Origin of the sequence: Gemmatimonas aurantiaca (genome assembly GCF_037190085.1) — a bacterium.
GTDB classification, from domain to species: Bacteria; Gemmatimonadota; Gemmatimonadetes; order Gemmatimonadales; family Gemmatimonadaceae; genus Gemmatimonas; species Gemmatimonas aurantiaca_A.
In genome coordinates, this window is sequence record NZ_JBBCJO010000012.1 from 76,181 (window position 1) to 101,450 (window position 25,270).

Annotated in this window: 16 protein-coding genes; 8 read left to right on the top strand and 8 right to left on the bottom strand. The window is 66.2% G+C overall.

Features of this window, described 5'->3' with window-relative positions; genetic code table 11:
• Positions 1 to 72: 72 nt before the first annotated feature.
• Together WG208_RS15000 and WG208_RS15005 are read right to left on the bottom strand one after the other, a co-directional pair.
• On the bottom strand, positions 73 to 864 hold the full coding sequence (locus tag WG208_RS15000) for a TIGR00266 family protein (protein WP_337172193.1): 792 nt from the start codon (positions 862 to 864) through the stop codon (positions 73 to 75).
• The gene (locus WG208_RS15005; protein ID WP_337172194.1) at positions 864 to 3,908 is read right to left on the bottom strand and encodes a prolyl oligopeptidase family serine peptidase; all 3,045 of its coding nucleotides are present in this window, start codon (positions 3,906 to 3,908) and stop codon (positions 864 to 866) included. Before WG208_RS15005 ends, WG208_RS15000 begins: the two co-directional genes overlap by 1 nt.
• Before the next feature lie 184 nt (positions 3,909 to 4,092).
• On the opposite strand from WG208_RS15005, the gene WG208_RS15010 reads away from it, so the two are divergent.
• From WG208_RS15010 to WG208_RS15020, 3 genes are all read left to right on the top strand, one after another.
• Positions 4,093 to 4,686, top strand: coding sequence for a DUF502 domain-containing protein (locus WG208_RS15010; protein ID WP_337172195.1), 594 nt, complete (start codon positions 4,093 to 4,095; stop codon positions 4,684 to 4,686).
• 128 nt (positions 4,687 to 4,814) lie between these two features.
• The gene (locus WG208_RS15015; protein WP_345787010.1) at positions 4,815 to 6,026 is read left to right on the top strand and encodes an amidohydrolase family protein; all 1,212 of its coding nucleotides are present in this window, start codon (positions 4,815 to 4,817) and stop codon (positions 6,024 to 6,026) included.
• A gap of 36 nt (positions 6,027 to 6,062) precedes the next feature.
• Positions 6,063 to 6,950, top strand: coding sequence for a cytochrome c (locus WG208_RS15020; RefSeq protein ID WP_337172197.1), 888 nt, complete (start codon positions 6,063 to 6,065; stop codon positions 6,948 to 6,950).
• 143 nt (positions 6,951 to 7,093) lie between these two features.
• Here WG208_RS15020 and WG208_RS15025 read toward each other — a convergent pair whose 3' ends face one another.
• The 4 genes from WG208_RS15025 to deoC all read right to left on the bottom strand — a co-directional run bounded on the left by WG208_RS15025 (position 7,094) and on the right by deoC (position 13,242).
• Complete coding sequence (locus WG208_RS15025) at positions 7,094 to 7,819, bottom strand: hypothetical protein (RefSeq protein ID WP_337172198.1); 726 nt, start codon at positions 7,817 to 7,819, stop codon at positions 7,094 to 7,096.
• Between the two features lie 39 nt (positions 7,820 to 7,858).
• Positions 7,859 to 9,592, bottom strand: a complete 1,734-nt coding sequence (locus WG208_RS15030; protein ID WP_337172199.1) for a M3 family oligoendopeptidase — start codon at positions 9,590 to 9,592, stop codon at positions 7,859 to 7,861.
• Between the two features lie 76 nt (positions 9,593 to 9,668).
• Positions 9,669 to 12,068 (bottom strand): aldehyde dehydrogenase family protein, encoded by a 2,400-nt coding sequence (locus WG208_RS15035; protein ID WP_345787011.1) that lies wholly within the window; start codon positions 12,066 to 12,068, stop codon positions 9,669 to 9,671.
• A 100-nt stretch (positions 12,069 to 12,168) separates the two neighbouring features.
• The gene (gene deoC / locus WG208_RS15040) at positions 12,169 to 13,242 is read right to left on the bottom strand and encodes a deoxyribose-phosphate aldolase (protein WP_337172201.1); all 1,074 of its coding nucleotides are present in this window, start codon (positions 13,240 to 13,242) and stop codon (positions 12,169 to 12,171) included.
• A 99-nt stretch (positions 13,243 to 13,341) separates the two neighbouring features.
• Between deoC and WG208_RS15045 the strand changes: the two genes are divergently transcribed.
• From WG208_RS15045 to WG208_RS15060, 4 genes are all read left to right on the top strand, one after another.
• Complete coding sequence (locus WG208_RS15045) at positions 13,342 to 14,031, top strand: hypothetical protein (protein ID WP_337172202.1); 690 nt, start codon at positions 13,342 to 13,344, stop codon at positions 14,029 to 14,031.
• A 147-nt stretch (positions 14,032 to 14,178) separates the two neighbouring features.
• Positions 14,179 to 15,159: an SDR family NAD(P)-dependent oxidoreductase gene (locus WG208_RS15050; RefSeq protein WP_337172203.1), complete on the top strand. Its 981-nt coding sequence runs from the start codon at positions 14,179 to 14,181 to the stop codon at positions 15,157 to 15,159.
• Complete coding sequence (locus WG208_RS15055; protein WP_337172204.1) at positions 15,140 to 16,660, top strand: AarF/UbiB family protein; 1,521 nt, start codon at positions 15,140 to 15,142, stop codon at positions 16,658 to 16,660. Before WG208_RS15050 ends, WG208_RS15055 begins: the two co-directional genes overlap by 20 nt.
• Positions 16,661 to 16,791: 131 nt before the next feature.
• Positions 16,792 to 17,484 carry a PEP-CTERM sorting domain-containing protein gene (locus WG208_RS15060; protein ID WP_337172205.1) on the top strand — a complete coding sequence of 231 codons (693 nt, stop codon included), beginning with the start codon at positions 16,792 to 16,794 and terminating at the stop codon, positions 17,482 to 17,484.
• A gap of 91 nt (positions 17,485 to 17,575) precedes the next feature.
• Here the strand turns inward: WG208_RS15060 and WG208_RS15065 are convergent, their stop codons facing one another.
• Together WG208_RS15065 and WG208_RS15070 are read right to left on the bottom strand one after the other, a co-directional pair.
• Positions 17,576 to 22,225 (bottom strand): translocation/assembly module TamB domain-containing protein, encoded by a 4,650-nt coding sequence (locus WG208_RS15065; protein WP_337172206.1) that lies wholly within the window; start codon positions 22,223 to 22,225, stop codon positions 17,576 to 17,578.
• Positions 22,225 to 24,456, bottom strand: coding sequence for a BamA/TamA family outer membrane protein (locus WG208_RS15070; protein WP_337172207.1), 2,232 nt, complete (start codon positions 24,454 to 24,456; stop codon positions 22,225 to 22,227). Before WG208_RS15070 ends, WG208_RS15065 begins: the two co-directional genes overlap by 1 nt.
• Before the next feature lie 128 nt (positions 24,457 to 24,584).
• Between WG208_RS15070 and WG208_RS15075 the strand changes: the two genes are divergently transcribed.
• The gene (locus tag WG208_RS15075) at positions 24,585 to 25,265 is read left to right on the top strand and encodes a hypothetical protein (RefSeq protein ID WP_337172208.1); all 681 of its coding nucleotides are present in this window, start codon (positions 24,585 to 24,587) and stop codon (positions 25,263 to 25,265) included.
• Positions 25,266 to 25,270: the final 5 nt, after the last annotated feature.

The following is a 25,270-nucleotide window of genomic DNA, read 5'->3' on the forward strand; positions in this document are numbered from 1 at the left end:
CGCACCGGTGGGGGGAGACATCGGTGCGAACCGTCAGAATTGTGACGCATCGGAAGACGCCGTCCCGCCGGCTCAGTTGTCGCCATCGAGCAGCGCACCGAGCCCGCCGAGCACCGATCCTTCCTCGCGGGAACGTCCGCCCGCCCGTGGCGCGGCGGCGATGATCCGGTCGGCCAATCGCGAGAACGGCAGGGTCTGCAGGATGACGCGCCCCGGTCCCCGGAGACTGACGAAGAACAATCCTTCGCCACCGAACAGTGCCGTCTTGATGCCCGGCACGCGCTGGATGTCGTACTCGACGCTGGGCTGGAAGGCCACGAGACAGCCGGTGTCCACGCGCAACTGTTCGCCCGGCGCGAGGTCGATGGCGTGCAGGGTGCCCGAGGCGTGCAGGAACGCGAGACCATCCCCCTGCAGCTTCTGCAGGATGAATCCTTCGCCGCCGAAGAAACCGGCTCCGATGCGCCGGGTGAACGCCACCGAGATGTCGATGCCGCGCGCGGCGCAGAGGAACGAGTCCTTCTGCGCCAGGATGGTGCCGCCCCAGTCGCGCAGATTGAGCGGCGCGATCTTGCCCGGGTACGGCGCGGCGAACGCCACATCGGACCGCCGCGCCCCGCTGTTGCCGAACAACGTCACGAAGAACGAATCACCCGCCAGTACCCGCTTGCCGGCGCCCACCAGTTTGTCGAACAGGCCGCCGGCGCGTGCGTTGGGATCGAGCGTGGTCGCCATCGTGATCCCTTCGCGCATGTACATCATCGCGCCGGCTTCCGCGAACACCGCTTCGCCGGGATCGAGGGTGACGATCACTGCCTGCAGATCATCGCCGATGATCTGATAGTCGATCTCGTCTGCCGCCATCACTTGCCTCCGTTGGGACCTCCGGTGGGCGCTGCGGCCCGCTCGGATTGCGTGGACATCTTCACCTGATCGCGGCCCTTCTCCAGGAAGGGAATGCCGCGCACCATCCACGACGGCGGTTCGGCCCCCAGAAGTTTCACGGCGAAGAATTCCTGCATCTTGCGGTCGATGTCCTTCTGATTGGCGCGCTTGGTCGGATTGTGTTCGTCGCCGTTGTACACGACCATGTACGCCTCCTTCTGCAGACGGCGCATGGCCACGTAGAACTCGATGCCCTGATACCAGGGGACCGCGCCGTCGTTGTCGTTGGCCATGAACAGCACCGGCGTGGTGACCCGATCGAGACGGAACAGCGGCGAGTTCTCGATGAAACGCTCCGGATACTGCCACAACGATCCGCCGATGCGGCTCTGCGTGTGTTCGTACTGGAACGCCCGCGCCAGGCCGGACGCCCACCGGATGCCGCCGTAGGCGCTGGTCATGTTCACCACCGTGGCGTTGGGTACCGCCGCGGCGAACATGTTGGTCACCGTGACGAGATACGCCGACTGGTAACCGCCCCACGACTGCCCCGTGATGCCGATACGCTTCGGATCGATGAAGCCCTTCTGGATGAGCGACTGCACACCGGGGATGATGGACTTGGCCGCGCTCGGGCCGGGCTGTCCGTCGGTGTACACGATGTCCGGCATGAACACCACGTAGCCGAGCGAGTTGTACACCAGCGGATTGACCGTATTGCGTCCACTGGGCGCCTGATAGTTGTGCAGACCGTCGGTGAGCTTCTCGTAGTAGTACACGATCATCGGGTACTGCTTCGACGCGTCGAAATTCTCGGGCTTGTACAGCAGACCACGCAACGGGATGCCGTCGCCGTTGTACCACGACACCAGCTCCACCGTGCCGCGCGGATATTCGCTGTCCTGCGGATTGGCGTTCGAGATCTTCGTGGTCTGCGCGATATCGGTGCCCGTCCAGAGATCGGGGAACTCCCGATACGTGCTCTGCGTCAGCAGGTACTGCTCGGCGTCACGCGCCTTCTGCAGGCCCGCGTAGTTGCGGTCGCCCATCACGATGCGTTCCGGCCGGCTCTCCGCACCGAGCTTGTCGCGCCAGTAGCCGCTGGCCTTGGTGAGGGTGTCCACCGTCCGCAGCAGCAGCGGCTTCGTGACGTCGAGGAACGGTTCGTCGCGATCGAGGTCGACCACGCGGAACGTCATGCCCGCCCGACGCCCTTCGCTCTCGGTGAGATTGCGCGGCGCGACGGCACCACTCGGATCCACTTCCCAGATGTCGAAGCGATCGTAGATGAGTACCCGCTTGTCACCCGTGGTCCAGCCCCCGAGTCCGTACGGTGGCGGGATATCGGGCGAGTCGAACTCCTCGTCCTGGAACCTGACCGGCAGCTTCTCGGTGAGATTCACCCGCTTGCCGGTGGCCATCGCGTACGCCTGCCACTGTCCGTTCTCGAACCAGATGGCGTAGTTGCCACCCGGCGAGAGCTGCACGTTGCCATCGAGCTTGCGTGCGATCAGCGTGCGCGCGCCGGAGAGGGGATCGATCGTGTAGGCATCGCTGGCGCCCTCACCCCAGAACTGTGGAATCGCATACTCGAGCGCATTGATGCCCAGCACGCGCTTGCCGTCGCCGCTGATGCTCACGCGCAGACTGTCGTTGGCCAGCTGCGTCCACTTGTTGCTGGCGAACGTGTAGAGCGCGGTGAAGGTGCGGTTGCGGTCGCGCGACGCGTTGAGCTTCTGCGCCGGTTGCGTCTGGGCGTCCTTCCAGTGCCAGAGATCGTAGACCGCCTTGTCGGTGAGCGAATCTGCGGGGATGGAATCGAACGGCACCACGCCGAGCGAGAAGAGCAGCGCGTTGCCTTCGCGCGTGAACTCCACCTGACCGCGGTCGGCCACCAGCAGGCCCTGCGCCACATCGCTCGAGGTGACGAGTTTGCGCGCCGCCACCGGTTTGCCCTTGGCCGGCACGAGCGCGGCGTGATACAGCGAGAAGCGCGGCTGCGCGGTGCTGTCGCCGAGATCGGACACGAAGGCGAACTGGGTACCCTGGCGATCGAACGCCAGACTGCGATACGTGGCCAGGCCGGTGAGCAGCGGCGTCACCACGCCAGACGGCAACGCGCGGACGAACGCGCCATTGCCCGCGCCGTCGCGTGTGGTGACGGTGTAGCCCAGCCACTTCTCCCCTTCGTCGAACTGATACGCCGTCACCCCTTCGATGCGGGTTTCGGTGCCGTTGGAGAGATCACGCAGCACCAGCGTCGTGCCGTAGTCCCGGCGCGGACGACCGGCGGAATCACTGCGCGCCGCGCCGCCAGCCGCACCGGCAGCACCGGCGCCGCCTGCTCCCCCCGCCCCCGCCCCAGCCCCAGCCCCCGGGCGTGCGGCGGTGGTGTCCTCGAGCAGGTAGGCGAGGAAGCGTCCGCCCCGCCGCGCGAGCTGGAAGGAGCGCACATTGTTCACGCGCGTCACGACACCATCGGCGAGATTGAGAATGCCGAGGCTGTTGCGCGGAGGTGTGGCGCCACGCCGGCTGCGGGCCTGCTCCAACGCGGTGCGCGACGGATAGATCAGAAACGCTACGGCGCGGGAGTCGGCGCTCACCTGCGCGGCGGCGGGATTGAAGTTGGCCGCGCCGGTGGCGCCGGCCTGCAACTGCGGACGTCCGGTGTATCCGCGCGGCACCCGGTATTCGGTGCCGCTGCCGGTGGCCCGCACGATCAGTTCGCCCTCACCCACCACGGGGCTCAGCGTGTAGACCGCCCACTTGCCGTCGTTCGACAGCGACGTCCCGCCGATCGTGCGCCACTCGTCGTAGGTGTCCTGCGTGATGGGCTTCTTGCCCGGCGGCAGCGCCGGCGCCGTCCAGCGACTCACCAGCGTGTAGGGATTCGCGGGCGTGGTGGTCTGCGCGGAAAGCGGAGCGACCAGGGTGGCTGTCAGCGTGAAGATGCCGACGGGGACGGCGGCCAGCACGGGGCGCATGCGCGCTCCCATGGCGGTCGATGTGGCGGAGGAGGACATCGCAGACGATCGCATCGAGACGGGGGCCGAGACGGGTATCGAAACGGGTGCGGACGGGGAGCAGGGGCGACTGAGATTCCGGTCGAGATTCTGGTCGAGATTCTGGCGTCGCGCGTGGGTCGGTATTATTGCCAGTCTCCACATTCCTTTAGACTAACGGCGCGGCCCCGGCCGCGTGAGGAGCATGATGCGGCGGCTGATCGGCTATTTCGCGCGTGGGATGGTACTGCTCACCCCCCTGGCGGTCACCATCTGGGTGTGCTGGCTCGTCTTCAACCGGGTCGACGGCTGGCTCGGGCTGCCGGTGCCGGGCGCCGGGTTCGTGGCCACGATCGCGCTGATCACCGTGGTGGGGTTCCTGGGCTCGAACCTGCTCACCCGTTCGCTCATGGCGGGTCTCGAGGGGATCATGACGCGCCTCCCCTTCGTGCGCCTGCTGTACGGCTCCACCAAGGATCTGCTGAATGCCTTCGTGGGCGAAAAGCGCCGCTTCGACAAACCGGTCCTGGTGAGCATCACTCCCAACGATGCCGTGCACGTGGTGGGCTTCGTCACCCAGGAGTCGCTCGCCCATCTCGGGCTCGACGAGCAGGTGGCCGTCTACTGCCCCCACTCCTACAATTTTTCGGGGCAGCTCTACGTGGTCTCCGGCAGCCAGGTGCGCCCGCTCGATGTGGCCAGCGCCGACGCGATGGCCTTCGTGGTCTCGGGTGGTGTCTCCGGTCTCGTTCCCGCCTCGCTCTCCACCGGCGAATACGCCACTCCCCGGCTCTCCTGATGCGCGTTCCCCTTCCTTGCCGTCTCATGCGCCGTTTATCGATCGCCCTTGGCGTGGCAGGCCTGCTGGCCGCGTCATCCGCCGCGAGTGCCGCCCAGAATGCGCCGGCGGCATCGGCTGCGGCCTCGATGGCCGCGCCGCTCCTGCTCGTTCCCGACGCGGTCTTCGACGGTACGTCGGACCAGATCCATCAGGGATGGGCGGTGCTGGTGCAGGGGCAGCGGATCGCCGCGGCCGGTCCGCTGGCGTCGCTCACGATCCCCCGGGGCGCTCAGCGCATCGATCTGCCTGGCACCACGTTGTTGCCGGGCCTCAGCGATCTGCACAGCCACGTGCTGCTGCATCCGTACGACGAGACGCCGTGGAACGATCAGGTGCTGCGCGAATCGCTCGCCCTGCGCACCGCCCGCGCGGTGAACCATCTCAAGGCCACGCTCGATGCCGGCTTCACGATGCTGCGTGATCTCGGCACCGAAGGCGCCGACTACGCCGATGTGGGACTCAAGGAAGCCGTCGATCAGGGCATCATCCCCGGGCCGCGCCTTCTCGTGGCCACCAAGGCCATCGTGGCCACCGGGTCCTACGGCCCGAAGGGATTCGGCGCCGAGATCGGGGTGCCGCAGGGCGCCGAGGAGGCCGATGGGGTCGACGGCGTGACGCGGGTGGTACGTGATCAGATCGGCCATGGCGCCGACTGGGTCAAGATCTACGCCGACTATCGCTGGGGTCCGCGTGGCGAAGCGCGTCCCACGTTCACGGCGGCCGAATGGAATGCCATCGTATCCACGGCCACCTCGAGTGGTCGTCCGGTGGTGGCGCACGCCGGCACCGAAGAGGGTATGCGGCGCGCGGTGCTCGCCGGCGTGGAGACCATCGAACACGGTGATGGGGGCACGGCCGAGGTGTTCGCGCTGATGAAGCAGCGCGGCGTGGCGTTCTGCCCCACGCTGTCGGCCACGGAGAGCAACACCCGCTACCGCGGCTGGAAGAAGGGCGTGGACGCCGATCCCGCCAACATCGTGCAGAAGAAGGCGATGTTCAAACTCGCGCTGGCCTCGGGCGTGACCATCTGCAACGGCAGCGACGTGGGGGTCTTCAGCCACGGCACCAACGCGCTGGAGCTCGAACTGATGGTGGAATACGGCATGACGCCCCTGGCAGCGCTCGAGGCCGCCACCAGCGTGAACGCCCGTCTCGTGCACCGCGAAAGCGAACTCGGCCGTATTGCGCCCGGGCTGCTGGCCGATCTGGTGGCGGTCCAGGGTAATCCCCTGCAAAACATTTCTGCCCTGCGTTCCGTACGCCTCGTGGTCAAAGGTGGGACCGTCGTCCGGCGGTAGCCCGGACATCACCATGGGGGACCAATGAAACGCGTCATGCGTTGGATCGCATATGCAGCAGGAACGTTGGTGGTATTGCTCGGCGGAGCGGCCGGGTACGTGTATGCCGCAAGCAACAGCAAGGCCGATCGTGAGTACGATGTGCCGTTGCAGCACATGGCCATCTCATCCGATTCGGCCATCCTTGCGCGGGGGAAACATCTGGCCACCGCCATCACGAAGTGTGTGGAATGCCATTCCGACGATCTGGGTGGCAAGATCATGATCGACGATCCCGCGCTCGGGGTGGCAGTCGCACCGAACATCACCACCGGCGGTGTGATCGCGAATTACACCGACGACGAACTCGTGCGGGTCATCCGGCACGGTGTCAAACGGGACGGCCGCAGTGTGATCATCATGCCGGCCGATGACTACCAGCACCTTGCCGACGAGGATGTGGCGGCCATCGTGGCCTACCTGCGCTCGGTGCCTGCCGTGGACCGCACATCCGGCCAGACCATGCTGCGTCCCGTGGGACGCACGCTCGTGGCGGCCAACATATTGCCGCTGTACGTGGCGGAACGCCTCGACCATACCCGTATTGCCCCGAGCATGATGGTGGCCGACACCTCGCTCGCATACGGTGAGTATCTCGCCAACGTGGGCGGCTGTACTGGTTGTCACGGTCCCGGACTCGGCGGTGGTCCCATTCCGGGATTGCCACCGGAGGCGCCGCCGGCGTCCAATCTCACGCCCACCGGTCTCTCGAAGTACACCGACGAGCAACTCGAAACCATTCTGCGTACCGGTGGCCGTCCCGACGGCTCCTCGGTCAAGCAGGAAATGCCGTGGCGCTATACGGCGCTCATGACGCCGCTCGAGATGCGGGCGACGATCAAGTACTTGCGGACGGTGCCACGGAAGGAGTTTGGGACTCGGTGAGGACTCAGTGAGTTCTGGGTGGTGGGTTCAGGGTTTGGGGGTGAACAGCCGGGTAACGGGTAACGAGTCGCAGGACCCGCGACGCGTCACCCACCACCCGGCAGTTCAACTCCAAACCCCAAACACAAAACCCGGAACCGCAGTTATCGGAGCTCCGCCGGCGCCTTGAAGACCGCGCCGTCGGGCGCGCCGAACGTGACCGTGGAGATGTTGATGATCACATCCCCCTGCGGCTGATTCTGTATGACCTTCGTCGACAGCTTCTTCCCTTCGAATTCCTTGTAGTCGCGATAGATGATCTGCTGCGCGCCTGCCGGCGATTTGACCACACTGCCGATACGCAGTCCGCTGTTCACATCGAAGAACTCGAATTGTTCGGCACCGCCCTTCGTCGTGACGGCCAGCTTGTAGGCCTCGGCGCCATCGAAGGTCTCCTTGCTCTGCACTTCAGCCTTGGCAAACCGCCCCGGATCGAGGAACGTCGCACCGGTCTGGAGATTCTCGGCGAGACTCTTCTCCTGATCGGGAGGCATGCGCTGCGCACCCTGCCCCTGCTGCTGCCATCCCTTCTCGCCGTCGAATCCCTGGTCGATCTCGAGGACGCCCAGATTGATCGTCATGCGCATCAGATTGGGGGCTCCGATATAGCGGACATAGCTGCCCGAGAGACCGGCAAAGGTGATATCCGCCGTTCCTTTCTCGGTTCGGCCCGTCACCTTTGCCCACGCATCGCGCCCGCCCACGGCGGTGGCGTACTTGTCGTAGACCTGCTGTACCGTTGGAAGCTGCGCTTCGGCGCGAACGGCACTGCCCGTCATCGCCCCTCCCAACATCACCGCAGCCACGGCTACGTGTACCACGCGTTGCATCGAAACTCCTGAATGAGAAAGACCTGAAATGTACTCCTCTCAGGCGGGAATGATCCCCGTGAACGGGGCATCGGCTCCCGCACGCAGTGCTTCGATGCGCTCCTCGGTGAACTCCACCAGCTCGGCCATCGTGGCCGCATCGAACACCAGCTTCACACCGGCCGCCTGATACAATTCGGGCAGCGAACGGGTGCCGCCCAGCGCGAGAAATCGTTTGTATGCCGTCACCGCGTCGCTCGCATTGCGAACGGCATTGCGGAACACCTGCAATGCGCCCAACTGCGCGAGCCCATATTCGATGTAGTAGAACGGCAACTCGAAGATGTGCAGCTGGCGATACCACCGCGCCACACGCAGCGGTTCGAGTCCCGACCAGTCCACACCACGTTCGAACTCCGCCCGCAGCGACAACCACTGCCGATCGCGGGCATCACGATCGGCGCCCGCCGGATCGGTGTAGATCCACGCCTGGAACGCATCCACGCTGGCGATGTGAATGAGCGCGCTCAGCACCTCTTCGAGATGCTCCAGCCAGGCCACACGCGCCTCTTCCGGCGAGTAATACCCGTCGGGCTTCACGAGATAGGGCATGGCCAGCAACTCCATGCTCATCGACGCCAGTTCCGCCGCCTCGTGCCCGGTACGCCGCTGCCACGTGAACGGCAGATCGTGCGTGGCAAAATCGTGGAAGCAGTGTCCGGCCTCGTGCACGAGCGTATTGACGTCGTCGGGCACCCCCACCGCGTTCATGAAGATGAACGGGCGTCCCCGGAACGCGAGATCGGTGCAATACCCACCGGGCGCCTTGCCCGGCCGGCTTTCGAGATCGAGCAGACGTTCATCGGCCATCAGGCGGAACTGCGCCCCCAGCTCGGGATCGACGCGATGAAAAATCTTCGAGGCCTGTCCCACGAATGTGTCGACATCGTGGAACGGCCGCAGCGGCTCCTTGGCGTCGAGATCCACGCCCACGTCCCATGGCCGCAGCGTTTCCACCGCCAACGACGCCTTGCGATGCGTCATGAGCCGCTCCACTGCCGGCGCCACCGTCTGCTTCACCGCGTCGTGGAACCGCGCCGTGTCGCTGGGCGAGTAGTCGAAGCGATGCTTGGCCACGAAACAGTACTGCTGGAAATCGGCGAACCCGGCCTCCCTGGCCACGTTCACGCGCAACGCATACATGCGATCGAAGAGATCGGCCAGCTCCGTGCGTTTGTCGAGATAGGCCGAGGCGCCGAGCCGGAACGCCCGTTCCCGCACCGCGCGATCGTTGGACTTGAGCAGCGGCTGCAACTGCGGAATGGTCTTCGACTCGCCATCCCAGTCGACGCTCAATCCGCCGGTGATCTTCTGATAACCGGCCGACAGCTCCTCGATCTGCGCGAACCGTTCGACATTGGCCTCCCGGAAGATCTCGATGTCACTGCGGAACCGGCGCAGCATGGTGTCGAGATCGGGACGGCTCCAGCCCAGATCGAGCAGACGGCGCGCCAGTCGGACCTGCTGCTCTTCGAGGCGCGGAAAGATCTCCATCGAAAAACGCAGATAGGCCTGCTCGGCCACCGAGTCGGCCGTATTGGCCGTGTACGCAATCATCGCCAGCGTGCCGGCTTCGCCGACGAGCGTGTCCAGCCGCGACCAGGTGGCCAGCCACGGCTCCACCGAGGTGTTGTCCGCGGTCAGCGGCGCCTGGGCCAACGCATCATAGTACGACACCACATCGTCCCACGCGGCGTCGCGAAATGCCTCTGGAGAGGCGGGAAGCTTGATCATCGAAAGGTCGGGTGCAGAGTGGACGACAATCTCGTGTCCGAGCGTCGTCTGAGTGTCATTCGGTTCGTCACCGTGGCTACTCGCCGTACGGAATCCAGATGTTCTTCACCTGCACCGCGCGGCGCAGGAACTCCCGTCCCTCGCCCGCGCGCGGATCGAGCCACTCCCGACCGGTCCACTCGGTCCAGGTGCGCTTGAGATTGGCCGCCGACGCCTTCTCCACCGCCGTGGCACCGGCGTGCGAGCCGAAATACCACAGGGCGTCGACATCGTCATGGTCGGCCAGCGTGCGCGCCAGGCCGTCACGGCCGCCGGTGACCAGGTTCACCACACCGGCCGGCACGTCGGAGGTTTCGAGCACGCTGTACAAATCGGTGGCCGACAGCGGGAAACGCTCCGACGGAATGACCACCACCCGATTGCCCGTGGCCAGCAGCGGCGCCACCAGCGACACCAGCCCGAGCAACGGATAGGGATCGGGACAGGCCACACCCACCACGCCGATGGGTTCGTGCATGGCCAGCGCCACACCGCGCAGCGGCACGTCGTGCACCGCGCCATCGTGTTTGTCGGCCCAGGCGGCATACGTGAACAGCCGCGAGATCGCCGCCGAGACTTCCGCGTCACCGGCCGCACGATCGTCACCCGTCATCGACGTGATGCGGGCCGAGAATTCAGCCGCCCGTGCCGACAGATTCTCGGCGATGTAATAGAGAATCTGCGCCCGCTGATGGCCGGAGAGCCTGGCCCAGCCGCTCGCCGCCTGCGCGGCTTCCACGGCGTTCCGGATATCCTTGCGATTGCCGTCGCCCACCTCGCCCACCGCGCGCCCGTCTAGCGCGTGCACCACGCGGCTGTAGCCCGAATCGGGGCGCGCCTGCTTGCCGCCGATGAACAGCTTGGGTGTGCGATCGATGGACGGCAGACCATTCGACAACGAATCATCGACCGTACCATCGGCCGTGTCGTCGTGTGTGTCGTCAGGGCCTGCGTCCACGGCGACGGCAGCGGTCTCGATGACCGGCAATGGCGCGCCGAGGTGCGTGCGCTCGGGCTTGAGATACTCCCACATGCCTTCGCGGCCGCCTTCCCGGCCGAAGCCCGACTCCCGATAGCCACCAAAACCGGCCGCGGCATCGAAGAGATTGGTGCTGTTGATCCACACCACGCCGCTCTTGAGTCTGGGCGCGATATCCAGCGCGAGATTGATGTTCTCGCTCCACACACTCGCCGCCAACCCGAAGGGGGTGTTGTTGGCCAGTGCCACCGCCTCCTCGGGTGTGCGGAAGGTCATGCTCACCAGCACCGGCCCGAAGATCTCCACCTGCGCGATGGTGGACGATGGCGCCACATCGGTGAACAGCGTGGGCGGATGGAACCAGCCGTCCGCCGGCACACCCCACGACGGCTGCCAGCACGTCGCTCCCTCTTCCACGCCCTGCGCGCACAACTGCCGGATCCGATCGAGCTGCACCGGCGCGACGATGGCGCCCATGTCCACGGCCTTGTCCAGCGGCGATCCCACGCGCAGACGCTCCATGCGATCGCGGAGCTTCTCCAGCAGGCGCTCCGCGACACCTTCCTGCACGAGGAGACGCGATCCGGCGCAGCACACCTGGCCCTGATTGAACCAGATCGCGTCGACCACCCCTTCGACCACGCTGTCGAGATCCGCGTCCTCGAACACGATGAAGGGGCTCTTGCCTCCCAGTTCGAGCGAGAGCCCCTTGCCGCTGCCGGCGGTGGCTTTGCGAATGGCGCGGCCGACATCGGTGCTGCCGGTGAACGCGATCTTGTCCACGCCCGGATGCTCGACGATGGCCGCGCCGGTGCGGCCGTCACCGGTCACGAGATTGAACACACCCGGCGGCAATCCGATTTCGTGCACCAGCTCGGCAAACCGCAGGGCGGTGAGCGGCGTATATTCGGCGGGCTTGAGCACCACCGTGTTTCCCGCGGCGAGCGCCGGCGCCACTTTCCACGCCAGCATGAGCAGCGGAAAATTCCACGGAATCACCTGCCCCACCACGCCATAGGCATGGGTGCCGGGGAATTCACTGCCCAGCAGTTGTGCCCAGCCCGCGTGGTGATAGAAGTGCCGCGCCACGAGGGGGATATCGATGTCGCGCGTCTCGCGGATCGGCTTGCCGTTGTCCAGCGATTCCAGCACCGCGAAGTGACGCGCGTGCTTCTGGATGCCACGCGCGATGGCGTAGAGCCAGCGGGCGCGCGCATGATCACCCTGCGCCTGCCAGGCGGGAAGCGCGGCGCGGGCCGCGGCCACCGCGGCGTCCACGTCGGCCTGACTGCCCTGCGCCACCTGCGCGAGCACGTTGCCCGTTGCCGGCTCCTGCACCTCGAAGGTTTCGCTCGCCTGCACCCACTGCCCACCGATGTAGTGGCCGAAGACGCCGCTCCGGGCAGCGATCCACTGCCGCGCCGGCGCATCGGCTTCGGGTGCCGGCCCGTAACTCATGCGGTCGTACAGTTCGCGCACCGAAGGACTGCCGTGCGATCCGCTCTGCGGGGCACTCTGCGCGACGCCACTGGTCGTAGTTCCCATCGTGATGCCGGCCTCAGACCATGGGTTGACGATAGGCCGCCGCATAGCGGCCCGTCACGAAGTGCTCGAGCTGCCGCTCCACATCCGTGAGCAGTCCGCTGGCACCGAAGCGGAAGAGATGCGGCCGCAGCCAGCGATCGCCCAGTTCTTCCTTCATCAGAATGAGCCAGTCCAGCGCCTGCTTGGCCGCGCGAATGCCACCGGCCGGCTTGAAGCCCACCTCGTGGCCGGTGCGCATGCCGTACTCCCTGATCATGCGCGTCATGACCAGTCCCACCGGCAGCGTCGCATTCGAGGTTTCCTTGCCGGTACTCGTCTTGATGAAGTCCGAACCGGCCATCATCGCCACCACACTGGCCCGGGCCACATTGGTGAGTGTGGCCAGTTCGCCCACGCCGAGGATGGTCTTGAGGTGCGCGTCACCGCAGGCATCGCGGAACGCGCGCACTTCGTCGTAGAGCGCCTGCCAGTTGCCGGTCAACACATGCGCCCGCGTGATGACGATATCGATCTCCGCCGCGCCGTCCGCCACGCTGGCCTTGATCTCGGCGAGTCGTTGTTCAAACGGCGAAAGTCCTGCGGGGAATCCGGTGCTCACCGCCGCGACGGGAATGCCCGATCCGCGGAGGGCCTCCACCGCCGTACTCACATAGCGATGGTAGACACAGACGGCGCCTGTTGTGAGACGCAGATCACCAATTCCGAGCGCCTCCACCAGATCCTGACGCAACGGATGACGTGCCTTTGCGCAGAGACGTCGGACGTTGCCCTCGGTGTCGTCACCCGAAAGCGTGGTGAGATCCATGCAAGCGATCGCACGCAACAACCACGCGGCCTGCCATTCCTTCTTCACGGTTCGTCGCGCCGGCAGCGTGCTCACCCGTCGCTCCACTGCGCTGCGATTGACACGCGTGCCGCGCACGAGCGCGAGATCGAGCGCGGTGCCGGGGTTGCGGACCGGAGGTTGATCCGGATCGAGTCCCGATGGCCAATGCGCAGGTGCGGCCGCGGCAGAACCTGCGGCAGAGCTCGCATCGGAGTCTGCAGACCGCCCGGGACGGGGCGCATGGAGTGGGGTGACAGTCATGGCCCTCCCAATCTAGGGGGCAACCCGCCCGGACGCTCAACTCCCGGTGGGACCGGCCGATACTGGAAGGTGGAGAGGAGTACCCTGACAGATCGACCCATGCGTTCCGTTCGACCCACAACTTTGCTTGCCGTCCTGCTCACCACGGTTCCGGTGCTGCTGGCGTTCCCCGGTTGCTCCGAAACCACCGAGGCGCCCACGGCCGTGCGTTTGAGCGTGGTCCAGGGGTCCACCCAGACTGCCGCGGCGGGGACCCTGCTCCCCACCCCCATCGTCCTCCGGGTCATGGGCAGCGACGGGAACCCCATGCCCAAGGTCCCCATCAGCTTCAATGTGCTGGCGGGTGGTGGGGCGGTCGATCCGCCGACGGCCATCTCCGACGCCAACGGAGAGGTCAAGGCACGGTGGACCCTCGGACCGGGCTCCCAGGTGCAGACGCTGGTGGGCGCCGCCCCGGGTGTCGATCCGGTCACATTGACCGCATTTGGTGTGCTGCCCAGCGACATCATCATCGCCCAGGGCAACAACCAGAACGCCAAGGCCAGCGCCGCGCTGCCGGTGCAGCTGGTGCTGCGTGTGGTGGGGGCCAACAACGTCCCCATCCCTGGACAGACGGTCGCCCTGGCGATCACCTCCGGCGGGGGCAGTCTGTCGCCGCAGTCCGCGGTCACCAACGCGGTGGGCGAGGTTACCATCCGCTGGACGCTTGGCCCGCAGACCGGGCTGCAGATGGCCACCGCCACCGCTGGCGCGGTGGGGCCCATCACGATTTCCGCCGTGGCCAACTGAGAGGAGGGGGCCGCGCCGCCGGCCCTGGTCCCGCGGGTTCCGTGCATGACACAGGACCCCTCGACCCTGGCTGGCGTATGGGGAGGAGCTCGGCACACGCCGGCTCCTCCCCTTCTCCGTTTCCAGCCACCCGGCTAGTTGTCAGTCATGACGTCCTCGTCCGTCGATTCGCCTCACTCGTCCGGCACATCCCGACCCGGATCGCGCGTCATCGTGGTAACCGGCGCCAGCGATGGCATCGGACGCGCTGCCGTGCGGGCTTTTGCCCGTCAGGGCGCGACGGTGGTGATGGTGGGACGCAACGAAGCCAAGACCGCGGCGGCGGCGCGGGCGATCATGAGCGAGACCGGCAGCCGCACGATCACCTGGCACATCGCGGACCTCAGCCAGCAGCACGAGGTGCGCGAGGTGGCCGGCGTGCTGCGCAAACGTCATCCCCGCATCGACGTGCTGTGCAACAACGCCGGCGCCCTGTTTCTCGAACGTGAGACCACCGGCGACGGCCTGGAGCGCACCTTCGCGCTCAACCACCTCGCGTATTTCACACTCACGTTCGAGCTGCTCCCGGCGCTCCGCGCCGCCGCGCGTGCGCCCGTGACCGCCGACGCACCGGCCCGCATCGTCAATGTGTCCAGCCGCGCGCATCAGAACGCGCGCATCGATCTGGACGATCTGCAGATGACCCGCCGCTGGAGCGGTTGGCGGGCCTACTGCAACTCAAAACTCTGCAACATCTGGTTCACCCGCGAACTGGCCCGTCGCCTGGCCGGTGAACCGGTGATCGTGCACGCCATGCATCCCGGTGTGGTGAGCACCCGGTTCGCGTCCAACAATGGACGCATGGGACGTTTTCTCCGCCGGGTGATGGATCTGCGTTCGGTCACCCCCGAACAGGGCGCCGATACGCTCGTGTGGCTCGCCAGCGGCGACGATCCGCAGGTGACCGGCACCTCGGGCCGCTACTGGTACAAACGCCGCGACGGATCGCTCTCGCGTGCGGCGCGCGACGATGACCGCGCCCGCATGTTGTGGGTCCACAGTGCGATGCTGACGGGCATCGATGTCGGGGCCGATGCCGGGGTCGCTGTGGGAGCCGATGTCGGAATCGATGGCATCGCCACTCGCTGAAACGCCGCCGTTGCCGGTGGCTTCGCCCATGTCTGCGGCAGACGGATCCGGCCCCGACGCGACGGACACCCAGCCCCGGCCCACCTGGCGCTGGCGCGACACGCCGCGCCTGTTCGTCATTCTGTGGCGGATCACGCCGCTCGTCTGCTCGTTCCTGCGCGATCATCGCCGATGGATCCGTTGGGGCCCGCCGGTGCCCCGATCGGTGGAATTTCACGAGCGGCGTGCACGCCGCCTCGTGCAGCAGCTCGCGGCGCTGGGGCCCGCCTTCGTGAAGCTGGCGCAGGTGTTTTCGGCGCGCTCCGATCTCATCCCCGAACCCTATCTGTCGAATCTGGCGAGCCTCACCGATCGGGTGCCGCCCGTGCCCTGGCCCGTGCTGCGGGCGGCACTGGAAGCCTCCTGGGGCGTCCCGCCGGAAACCGTCGTCGACGCGCTCGACCCGGTACCGCTCGCGGCCGGCTCGATCGGACAGGTGCATCGCGCGAGGTACGAGGGCCGCGAGGTCGTGGTGAAAGTCCTGCGCCCCGGTGTCGACGTCGTCGTCCTGCGCGATGCGCGACTCGCGCGGGCCATCGTCGGGTGGGTCTATCGGCAATGGCCACATCACCACGTGCGCGGATTTGCCATCGTGCTCGAGGAGTTCCAGCGGCACATCCCCGAGGAGATGGATTTCGAACGCGAAGCGCTGCAGTGCATGCGCATGCGGGAACGCTTCGCCGGTGAACCGCGCCTGCGTATCCCCGCGGTGGAGATGCCGCTCACGCGCCGCGATGTGCTGGTGATGGAGTATCTCGAAGGCATCCGCATCGATCGGCTCGATGAGGCCATCGCACAGGGACGCGTGTCCGCCCGCGCGCTCACCGAAACGCTGATCGAGACCTATGCCCGCATGATGCTCCGCGACGGCGTCTTCCACGCCGATCCGCACCCGGGCAACCTGCTGGTGGATGCACAGGGCCGTCTGCTGCTGCTCGACTTCGGCATGGTCATCGATGTGTCGGTGCAGACACGCAAGGCACTCTTCGACACCATCCTGGCGGCCATCCATCGTGACCCCGACGCCACCGCGGCGGGATTCTTCGCGCTGGGCATGATCGCCACCGGCGTCACGCCGGGGGCGATGCGCGATCTCGTGGCCACACTGCTCGATATCGCCTATCGCGACACGTCCATGGCCGATCGGGCGAAGGTGCTGGCCGAGCGTGTCATGCGGGAGCTGCTCAACTGGCCCATCGTGCTGCCGGGAGAACTCGTCTACTTCGCCCGCACGGCCGCGCTCATCGAGGGCGTGGGTGTCCGCTACGACAGTCATTTCAACAGTCTGCGGGTGGCATCACCCGTCGTGTTGCGGCTGCGACATGAATTGCTGGCGGCATTGCTCGGTGACGATGGTCACCGTGAACCGATCGTGACATGGGCCGCGACCTTGGGCGCGTTGGCGGGAACGGCGGTGAGCTGGGTCACCACCTGGGGCAGACGACTGCAGACGGCATTGTAGCAACCGCGTCACACGCGCATCACAGTGTGCGTTGCAGCACGTCTTCGTATGTCGGGACGAACCGGGCGGCGGTACTCTGAGCGACGTTCACCGCACGTTCACCGCAATTCCTCACTTCCGCCCCGAGAACGATGAAACGTCTCTGGACTCTCGCAACAGCGTTGACATTGGTGGCCTCCAGTGCTTCAGCCCAGGCGCCGGTGCTTGGTAACGTCACCTTCAAAGGTGACCAATCGAGCAACGGCGTGATCGGTGGCTATCTGGCCGGTCCCTATCTCGCCGACCTCGAAGGGTTCAATCTCCAGTTCGGCCTCACCGGCACCTCGATCCTCACCAACACCATCGTGTGGTGCATCGATCTGCCCAATCCCGCCAACCCGAGCATCGACAGCTACTACTCCACGGCCTTCTCGTCGAACACCGGCGGTATCGTCGGTGACGGGGACTTCAGCAAGACCCGCAAGAACGACCCGGAGCTGTACAAGAAGGCCGCCTGGCTCATCGAGCAGTACGATCCCACGAAGGACTTTCAGTCGGGCGCGGTCTACAACGCCGTGAACATCCAGGGCACACTCTGGACCATGTTCGGGGCCAGCATCTCCGGTTTCGAGATGCTGACCATCGATGCCGACTACGCGTCGAAGATCACGCGTGACTGGTATGTGCTCTCCGACGACGATGTCCAGGGAGAAGTTTCCAGTCAGGAATACATCACCAGCGTTCCGCGCAGCACCGTACCCGAACCTTCCACCTACGTCCTCCTCGGTGGTGGCCTGTTGTTGCTCGGCATGGCCAATCGCCGTCGCCGGATGCTCAGCGTTTGACCGACGACGCGTCACCGTCCGATCGCCGCGCAACCCGCGCCTGATCGAACGGGGCGAAGGCCCGATCTGTTCCGCGGCGACGATCCAGTATCTAGAAGATCCAGTCGCGGAACAGGTCGAAGCCGAACTGCAGACGCGGGAAGTCGGCACCGCCCACACGAGTACAGGGCGCCGAGCCGGGATCCACACCCAACTGCCCCAGCCACCCGCGCGCAAGACGATACTCCACCGCGATGCCGTACCAGAATTCGGCGCCGCGTGTGACCTGATTGGAGCCGCGGCACACGCCGGTGTTGAGACGCAGATAGGTGCGATCGCCGATCTGTTTCCCGGCGGAAATGCTCAGATTCAGATTGCCCCACAGCGACGTGGGCGACAGCGAGGCCTGCGACTCGTTGCCGGCAGTGCTCACCTGCACCGTGTTGAAATTGCCCGGCAGGATGCGCTGCAACTTATTCTCCAGTGCCCCACCCACCGACGGCAGCAACAGCCCCGTCACCGCACGCACCGTGCTCTGACTCTGCCCGTCCAGTGCAAACGTGGGCGCGCCGAAGATGAGCAGTGAGATGATCTCCGACTCCGGCGCCGACGCATAGAGCGGATCGGAGCTCGACAGCGTGAGCGCCGGCTGATCGTAGTTGCCGCCGATGTGCAACTTGATCGGCACTTCACCGCCGCCCGTCACCCGCACGGTATTGGTTGCGTTGATGTCCAGCACCGGAGCGATCTCCGGATTCGGATAGAACCGCACGCTTCCGGAATCGATGGAGAAGCTGCGATACACCGGTCCGAGCTCCAGACGATACTGTCCACGGTTGGCGGTGATCTCCCCGTCGAGCACGAGTCGTTCCCCACTCATCGCCACCGTGAGACCGCCGCCCAGCTTCACACGGGCCTCGGGCGTCTGCACCCAGACTTCTTCCCCGAGCGCCACGCGGGCGTTTTCCACGGCGATGAGCGATCCCAGCGCGGAGAGCGACTGCGCCGCCGATTCCGCCACCGGTATTTCGTCGGCGCCCAGCAGGTCCCGCGCCGCCTGCGACGTGAGATCCAGCGCGACACGTTCGCCGAGTGGATTCACGACGATATTGGCGCGCGGCACGAACAGACTGCCGTTCACCGTCGGGCGCTTGAGCGCGCCCTGCACCCGCACATTGCCGCCGACATCGAGATCGGTGCCATCCCGCTGACGCGAGACTTCGAAATTGTTCGCGACAAACTGCACGTCCACGGCCGCCGGCGCGTTCGCCGGCATGATCAGCACCCCACGCGCCGACAAGGTGTCGGCCGCCGACTTGCCGCTGCGCAGCCGCAGCGACTCGAGAATGATCGAGTCGGCGTTGGCCCGCACCACGATGCGTCCTTCCGACGGTGTGATACCGAGATTGTCGAACCTCGCGCCGGCCCCGTCGAAAATCATCGTGCCCGTCGCGCTCGGTCGATCGAACGTACCACCCAGCGAGAGGCGCCCCGACAACACGCCGTGCTGCCGGCTCACCCCGTCCACGCGCACCGGCAATGCTTCCACGCGCAACGAGTCGGCGATCAATGCGCCTTCCACGGCATCGCTGAGCAGCCGCTTCTCCACCGACGCGATCCGGAGATCGATGGGGATGCGGCCCTCCGCACGCAGCGCGCCCCCCAGCGAGTCCTCGATCACTGCGTTCGCCACGAGACGGCGGTCGGCGTACGAGCCATTCGACACCACGGCCGGCAACCGATAGCCGTTCACGCCCAGCGAGTCGCCCGTGAGCTGCCATGACAACAGTGGCGCGTCCCGCGTGCCGGCCAGTTCGGCGTGACCGGACACCGTGCCTTCGATGGGTGTGGCTCCAGCCAACAGCGTCGCCACCTCACCCACGGGGAAACGTTCCAGACGCACCTGGCCGCGCACGGGGCCACTGGTGGGCACATCGGCGTCCACGGCCAGCACCCCACCCACGTTCGACTGCATCTCCGCCGGCTGCAGGCGCAGCCCTGCCGAATCGGTCACCAGCACGATGGGCTGCCGGGAGCGCCACTCCACATCGTCGTACGACAGCCGCAGCGAGTCCAGCGCGATGGTGGTGGCCGCACTGTCCAGACGATAGTTCCCGCGCGCCACGAGTTGGGCATCGGTTTCGGTACCGACATCGATCACCAGACGACCGCTGTCCGGACTCGCGTCGGTCACCCGCGCCATGGCACTGTGAATGCGCACGGCACCGATGCCGGTGACCTCGTCCATCGTGGCCGTGCCTTCGAACGTCGGACGCGTGAACACATGTTCCGCGCGCGCCGAACCGAACAGGCGACCCACTTTGATGGCCCCCACCTGCAAAGCACGGCCACCGAGCGCCATGTTGGCGTCGGCATCGACCAGGCTGCCGATGAGATATCCGGAGAGCGAGAGATCGCCCTGCAAGGTGTCCGCGGCGATATCACGCAGCGTGCCGGCCGATGCCGAATCGAGTGGCTGCAGCATGATGGCCAGCCGCCTGAGTTCCGGACGCGCGGCATCGAGTGAGTCACTGCGCGCCGATACTTCCAGTGTATCGGACTGCAGTGAATCGCGTGCCAGCCCACCACGCGCTTCGAATGTCAGACCGCCAAAATGCGCCAGCGCCGAATCCACGCGCAGCCGCTGTCGGTCGAGTACCGCACTCGCGGCGAGATCGAGCGCGGGTTGGTCGTCGCGCTGCGGCTGCGCGAGTTGCACCACCGCGCGGCCCGTCAACGTGCGCACATCACCGGTATCGGCCGGCGTGGGTGTTGATGAGGGAGCGGCGAGAGTGTCCAGGGGACCCTCACCCGCCAGATGCAACTCGCCACTCAGCGCGGTGACCGGCATGTCCTCGCGCCCGAACCAGCGCCGCACGTCCAGCGCGGTGATCGATCCATCCGCCGTGGCCCGCCACATCCGTTTGCCCACCGATGCGGTGCCGGCCAGCGCAACCGTCCGATGCCACGACGTACTGGAGTCACCCACCATGGGCACGGAATCGGCATCGGACAGCGCCGTGAGATCGGCCCGCCAGTCGAGCGCCGACAGGCGACCGTTGGCCGTCACGTAACCCGCCACGCGGGATCGCAGCGGCATGATCGTATCGATGCGCGCGATCGCCCGCATGGAGATCGGCTCGAGGGCGAGGCGGGTGTTCAATTCGACATCATCCCGATCATAACGCGCCGCGAGCTGCCCGCGTACCGACGACACATGACTGGCCGAGTCGGTCCACACCAGGGCCAGATTGGGGATGTCGGCGCGGGCCATGTCGGCCGCGCGAATGTTCAGCGTACCGGTCAGGACGCCGTCGATCGGCAGCGTGTCTTTCAGCAGCGGCTTGATGGACCGCAGATCCACCCGCAAGGCGCTCACGGTCATGGCCGATGCGCGCGGTTCGGCACCGAGCCCCACGGTGCCCCGCAGCGTCACACTCGATACAGGCGTCCCCAGCGCGCCCGCCGGCACCGCTTCGTCGGTGAAACGCGCGTCGAGCAGATCGATCTGGAGCGCGGTGAGTGGTCCGCCCGCGGCCGACACCAGGCGTCCGGTGATGCTGCCGCGGATCTCCTCGGGAACCGCGTCATAGCTGATGCGCCGCAGCAGATCGCTGCGCAACGGCGTGAACGCCAGATCGACCCGATGCAACAACAGATCCGCCGGACGCACCGTGATGGCAATGCCACCGCGCACGCGTGAGCCGCCCGTCTCCACATCGAGATTGCTGAGCGCGAATTCCGCATCGTCGGGATCTTCGAGCGTACGCATGCGCACGTCGGCCTGCCCACGCCCCTCTTTGGGCAACACATCCCACACCCACGTGAGATCGGACAGCCCCGCATCGGCCTTCACCTGCACGTCATACCGCACCGAGCCCGGCTGATTCCACGTGACCTTGCCCGCGGCGCTACCCACCGAGGCCGGCAGCTCCACCCGCGGCAGATCGAGCAGCAACGAGTCCGATGTCCACGTCACCTTCCCCTGCGCCTGCTGCACCGGCACGGGCGGATCGGAGATCGTGCCGCGCAGTGAGTCGAGCTGCAACGACGAAGGCCGTTTCAGGACGTCCACCACCACCACGTCATGGGCCTTCACGCGGTCCAGCCCGATGATGCGGCGTGCGAACCACCGCCCGCCGCTGGCGGGAATGAGATCGTGCAGACTGTCGCGCACCGCGATGATGCTGTCGCGTGCGGCCCCGGTGAACATCGGGTGGGGTTCCCATGGCGCCACGGTGGTGATGCGCGCCCGCGAAATCGCGATGGCGCCGATGCGCACATCGTCACCGAATCCCGGCGTCAACCGGGGCGGCGACGGCGTGGTGTCGCCGGCGATGATGTACGCGATGTTCCACGGTGTGCCCGGCGTGTCCTGCCGGAGATCCACCGTGAGGCCATCGATGACCACGTCGTTCAGCAGGATGGACTTGCTGAAGAGACCGGACCACGACACCGAAGCCTGCAGACGTTCAGCCACCACGACCGGCACACCCGCGGTATCCACGAGGGCCACCTGCTCGGCGACGATACGCCGACGACTGAGCTCACGCAGCACACCCACGCGCAGCGTCCCGCGTCCCCCGAACACGCCGTTCGCACCGGCGATGGCCCTGGACAACAGCCACGTGCGTCCCCCCTGCGTCCCGGTAAGCACCCAATACGCGGTGAACACGCCCGCACCGAGCAGGAGCAGCAACGCGGCGACCCACCAGAAGCGCCGCTGTCGCGCCGAACGGAAGAGAGTCCCGCCGGATGCCATCAGAACGCGTGACCGAGGCCGAAGTGAAACACGAGACGCGAGAGGAACGTGCGCCCGCCCGACGGACGGAACGTCGCCGGACACGACAGCACGTCGTCATAGTTGGCGTTGGGGTCCGTGCGGGGACTGGCGCAGTAGAACAGCTGGTCTCCTTCCTTGGCTTTCGGCGTGATGTACAGCGCGCGTCCCACCGTGCTGGCGTAGGGTCGATACCCCACATCCATGCGGAAGGGCCCGAGCGGCGTCACCACGCGCAGGCCCACACCGGGTGTATAACGCATGTCCTTCCACGCGAAACGCTGCGAACTCGTTTCCCAGAGCGCACCGGCGTCCACGAACGTCACGAACTGCAGCTCCTCGGCGAGAAAGCGGAAACCATGGCGGTACTCCACATTCCCCACCACCATGGCCGTGCCACCGCGTGGGACCACGCGATCGTAGCTCCCCCCCTGCCGGGCCACCAGCTCGAACGACCCGTCGGGCAACGGCACGGTGTCGACTTTCGAGACGACGTACACCACCGGCCCGAGCAGATTCTGCTGGAATCCGCGCACCGAATTCTGACCGCCCACGAACAGGCGTTCCTGTTGTGGCAGCAGCGGCGTGCCATCCACGAGATCGGCACCAGGCGCAAAGACCCCGGAGGCCTGTACCCGCAGGCCGATCACGCCACGCAGCGCCCGCAGAAACGTCGCGCCTTCGATGGTGCTGCGGTAGAAACGCAACGTGGGCACATACTCGGATCTCGTGATTCCCGCACGCTGCTCTCCGCGCACGCGCCAGCCGCGGGAAGGGTTCACCACATCGTTGGTGCGATCGTACGCGGCCGAGGCGCTGGCAATGCCGATGCCCCGACCGAGCATGGACATGATGATCTCCTCGATCTGGCATTGGCCGAACCGCGTGCAGGCAATCGCCGCATCGACCTCGGTCCTGCCGTTTTCGTATTGCAACCCTGCCGTGCCGGCCAGGCGACGCGAGAACTGCCGGCTCAATTCGAACAGCGTACCGATCGTCGTTTCACGCAGGTACGCAAACGGTTCGCTGCGCCGTTCGCTGTATACCGACAGCGTGGGCGTCACGGGCAATCCCAACAACTGCGAACTGGTTAGCGTCGAACCCACGTAATAATTGAGCCGTTCGCTGAACTGATCCCGACGGACGGCAGGAGCGCAGAGTGCGGGTGCAAATCCCAGCGGTGTGCCCACACCGATCTTGGACGCACGCGCGGACAGCTCGACACGGCGCCCCACGCCGAGAAATCCGCGATCCACCACACGCCCCTGGGCGCGGATGCAATCGAGCGTGGCCCACCCCAGCCCGGCGCGCGCACTCCGCGTCTTCGCCTCGGCCACCGACACATTGAGCCCGATCAGTGAATCACTGGCCGCGCCCGGCATCTTCAGCGTGTCCAGGAGCACCAGACGGAACGCCTCCGAGCGATACAGCGCCCGTTGGGCTTCCACGAGATCGCTCGAGCTGTAGCGGTCGCCCGGTTTGATGGCGACAAGACGGGTCACCTCGCTCGAGTCCACCCGCCGCGGCTCCCCCTCCTTGACCGGCTGGATGTTGACCTTCACCTCGCCGATGCGGAGACGGGCCCCCGTTTCAAACGTGAGCGCCAGCGCCACCCGTGCGGTTGTCGAATCGATGGTGATGTCCATCACTGGCATTTCCGCCCGCGCAAAACCAACGTCGCGCAGTCGGCTCAGGACGGCCACAACTGTGGTATCCACGATCGAACGATCGAATCGCGTGCCCCGCAGCGCCAGCAAGGTCTGGTCGTAGGGACGGCGTCCGGAGGGCGGTTCCGGCAATCCGGACACGGCCACCGTATCGATGATCGCCTCCGGTCCCGGTTCCACGATGAAGCGCACCCGCACCCCATCCTTCCGTCGCTGCACATCCGGTGTCACGGTCGCCTGAAACCACCCCGCCTGCCGATGCAACACCGCAATACGCAGCGCATCACGCCGCATCTCCAGCGAATCGAGACAGGGCACACTGCCGATATGCAGCAGCCGGGTGACGATGCCCGGCTCGTGCGTCACGATGCTGGCGGCCAGCGTCAGATCATCGAATCCGGGGCTGCCGCTGAATGACACGGACCGTACCCGTTCACTGTCATCACAGCGCGCCGCGCGCTGTGCGGACACCGCCATCGGGATCGCGGACAGCAACGCGGCCGTCACCGCCACCAGCACGCCACGCGGGCGAGGGCGGAGCCGCATCATCGAGTCGAAGAGGTAAAACCGTGGGTCATGTCGGGACGAATCTAACGGGACATAGATTCCGAAGTCTTTTCAACCGCGCGTTCGGTCGCGGTTTCCACTGTGCTTTCAACGTTCAGGAGCCTTTCATGCGCGCGCGCGTCCCTCTGCTGGTGCTGATGCTGAGTGCGGCCCTGGTTCCCGTGACGGTGACCGCACAGGTCCTGGGGGATACCCTGCAGAGCCCGGTGGAAGATCCGCGACCGACCGCGTATTCCGCCAACCTGGTGACGCCGACCACAAATCTGTCTCCTGTGCCGCTCGTGCGCGTGGTCCCCGTCGGTCTGACCCGGACCGCCGAGGACACGCCGCAGGACACGGTGCGCCGACGCCCCCGTGCGGTGGTCTATTCCGACGGATACGCCGTCCGCCTCAAGATCCACCGGACCCTGAGCTGGGCCATGCTGCCCCTGTTTGCAGCGTCCTATTTTTCGGGCGACCAACTGCTCGAACATGGCAGCGACGCGCCGTCCTGGGCTCGCAACCTCCACCCGGCGGCGGCCACGTCCACCGCCGTGCTCTTCGGTGCCAACGCCGTCACCGGCACATGGAATCTCTGGGAGGGACGCCATGACCCCAACGGACGCACCAGACGTTTCCTGCACGGCGCCCTCTTCATGGCCGCCAGCGGCGGTTTCGCCTACGCCGGTACCCGACTCGCCGATGAAGCGGAGCAGTCGGGCGCCAAGCGCCGACAGCATCGCAACGTGAACCTGGCCTCGATGGGGGTGTCCACGGCCAGTTGGCTGATCATGCTGGTCGGCAACTGAGCATT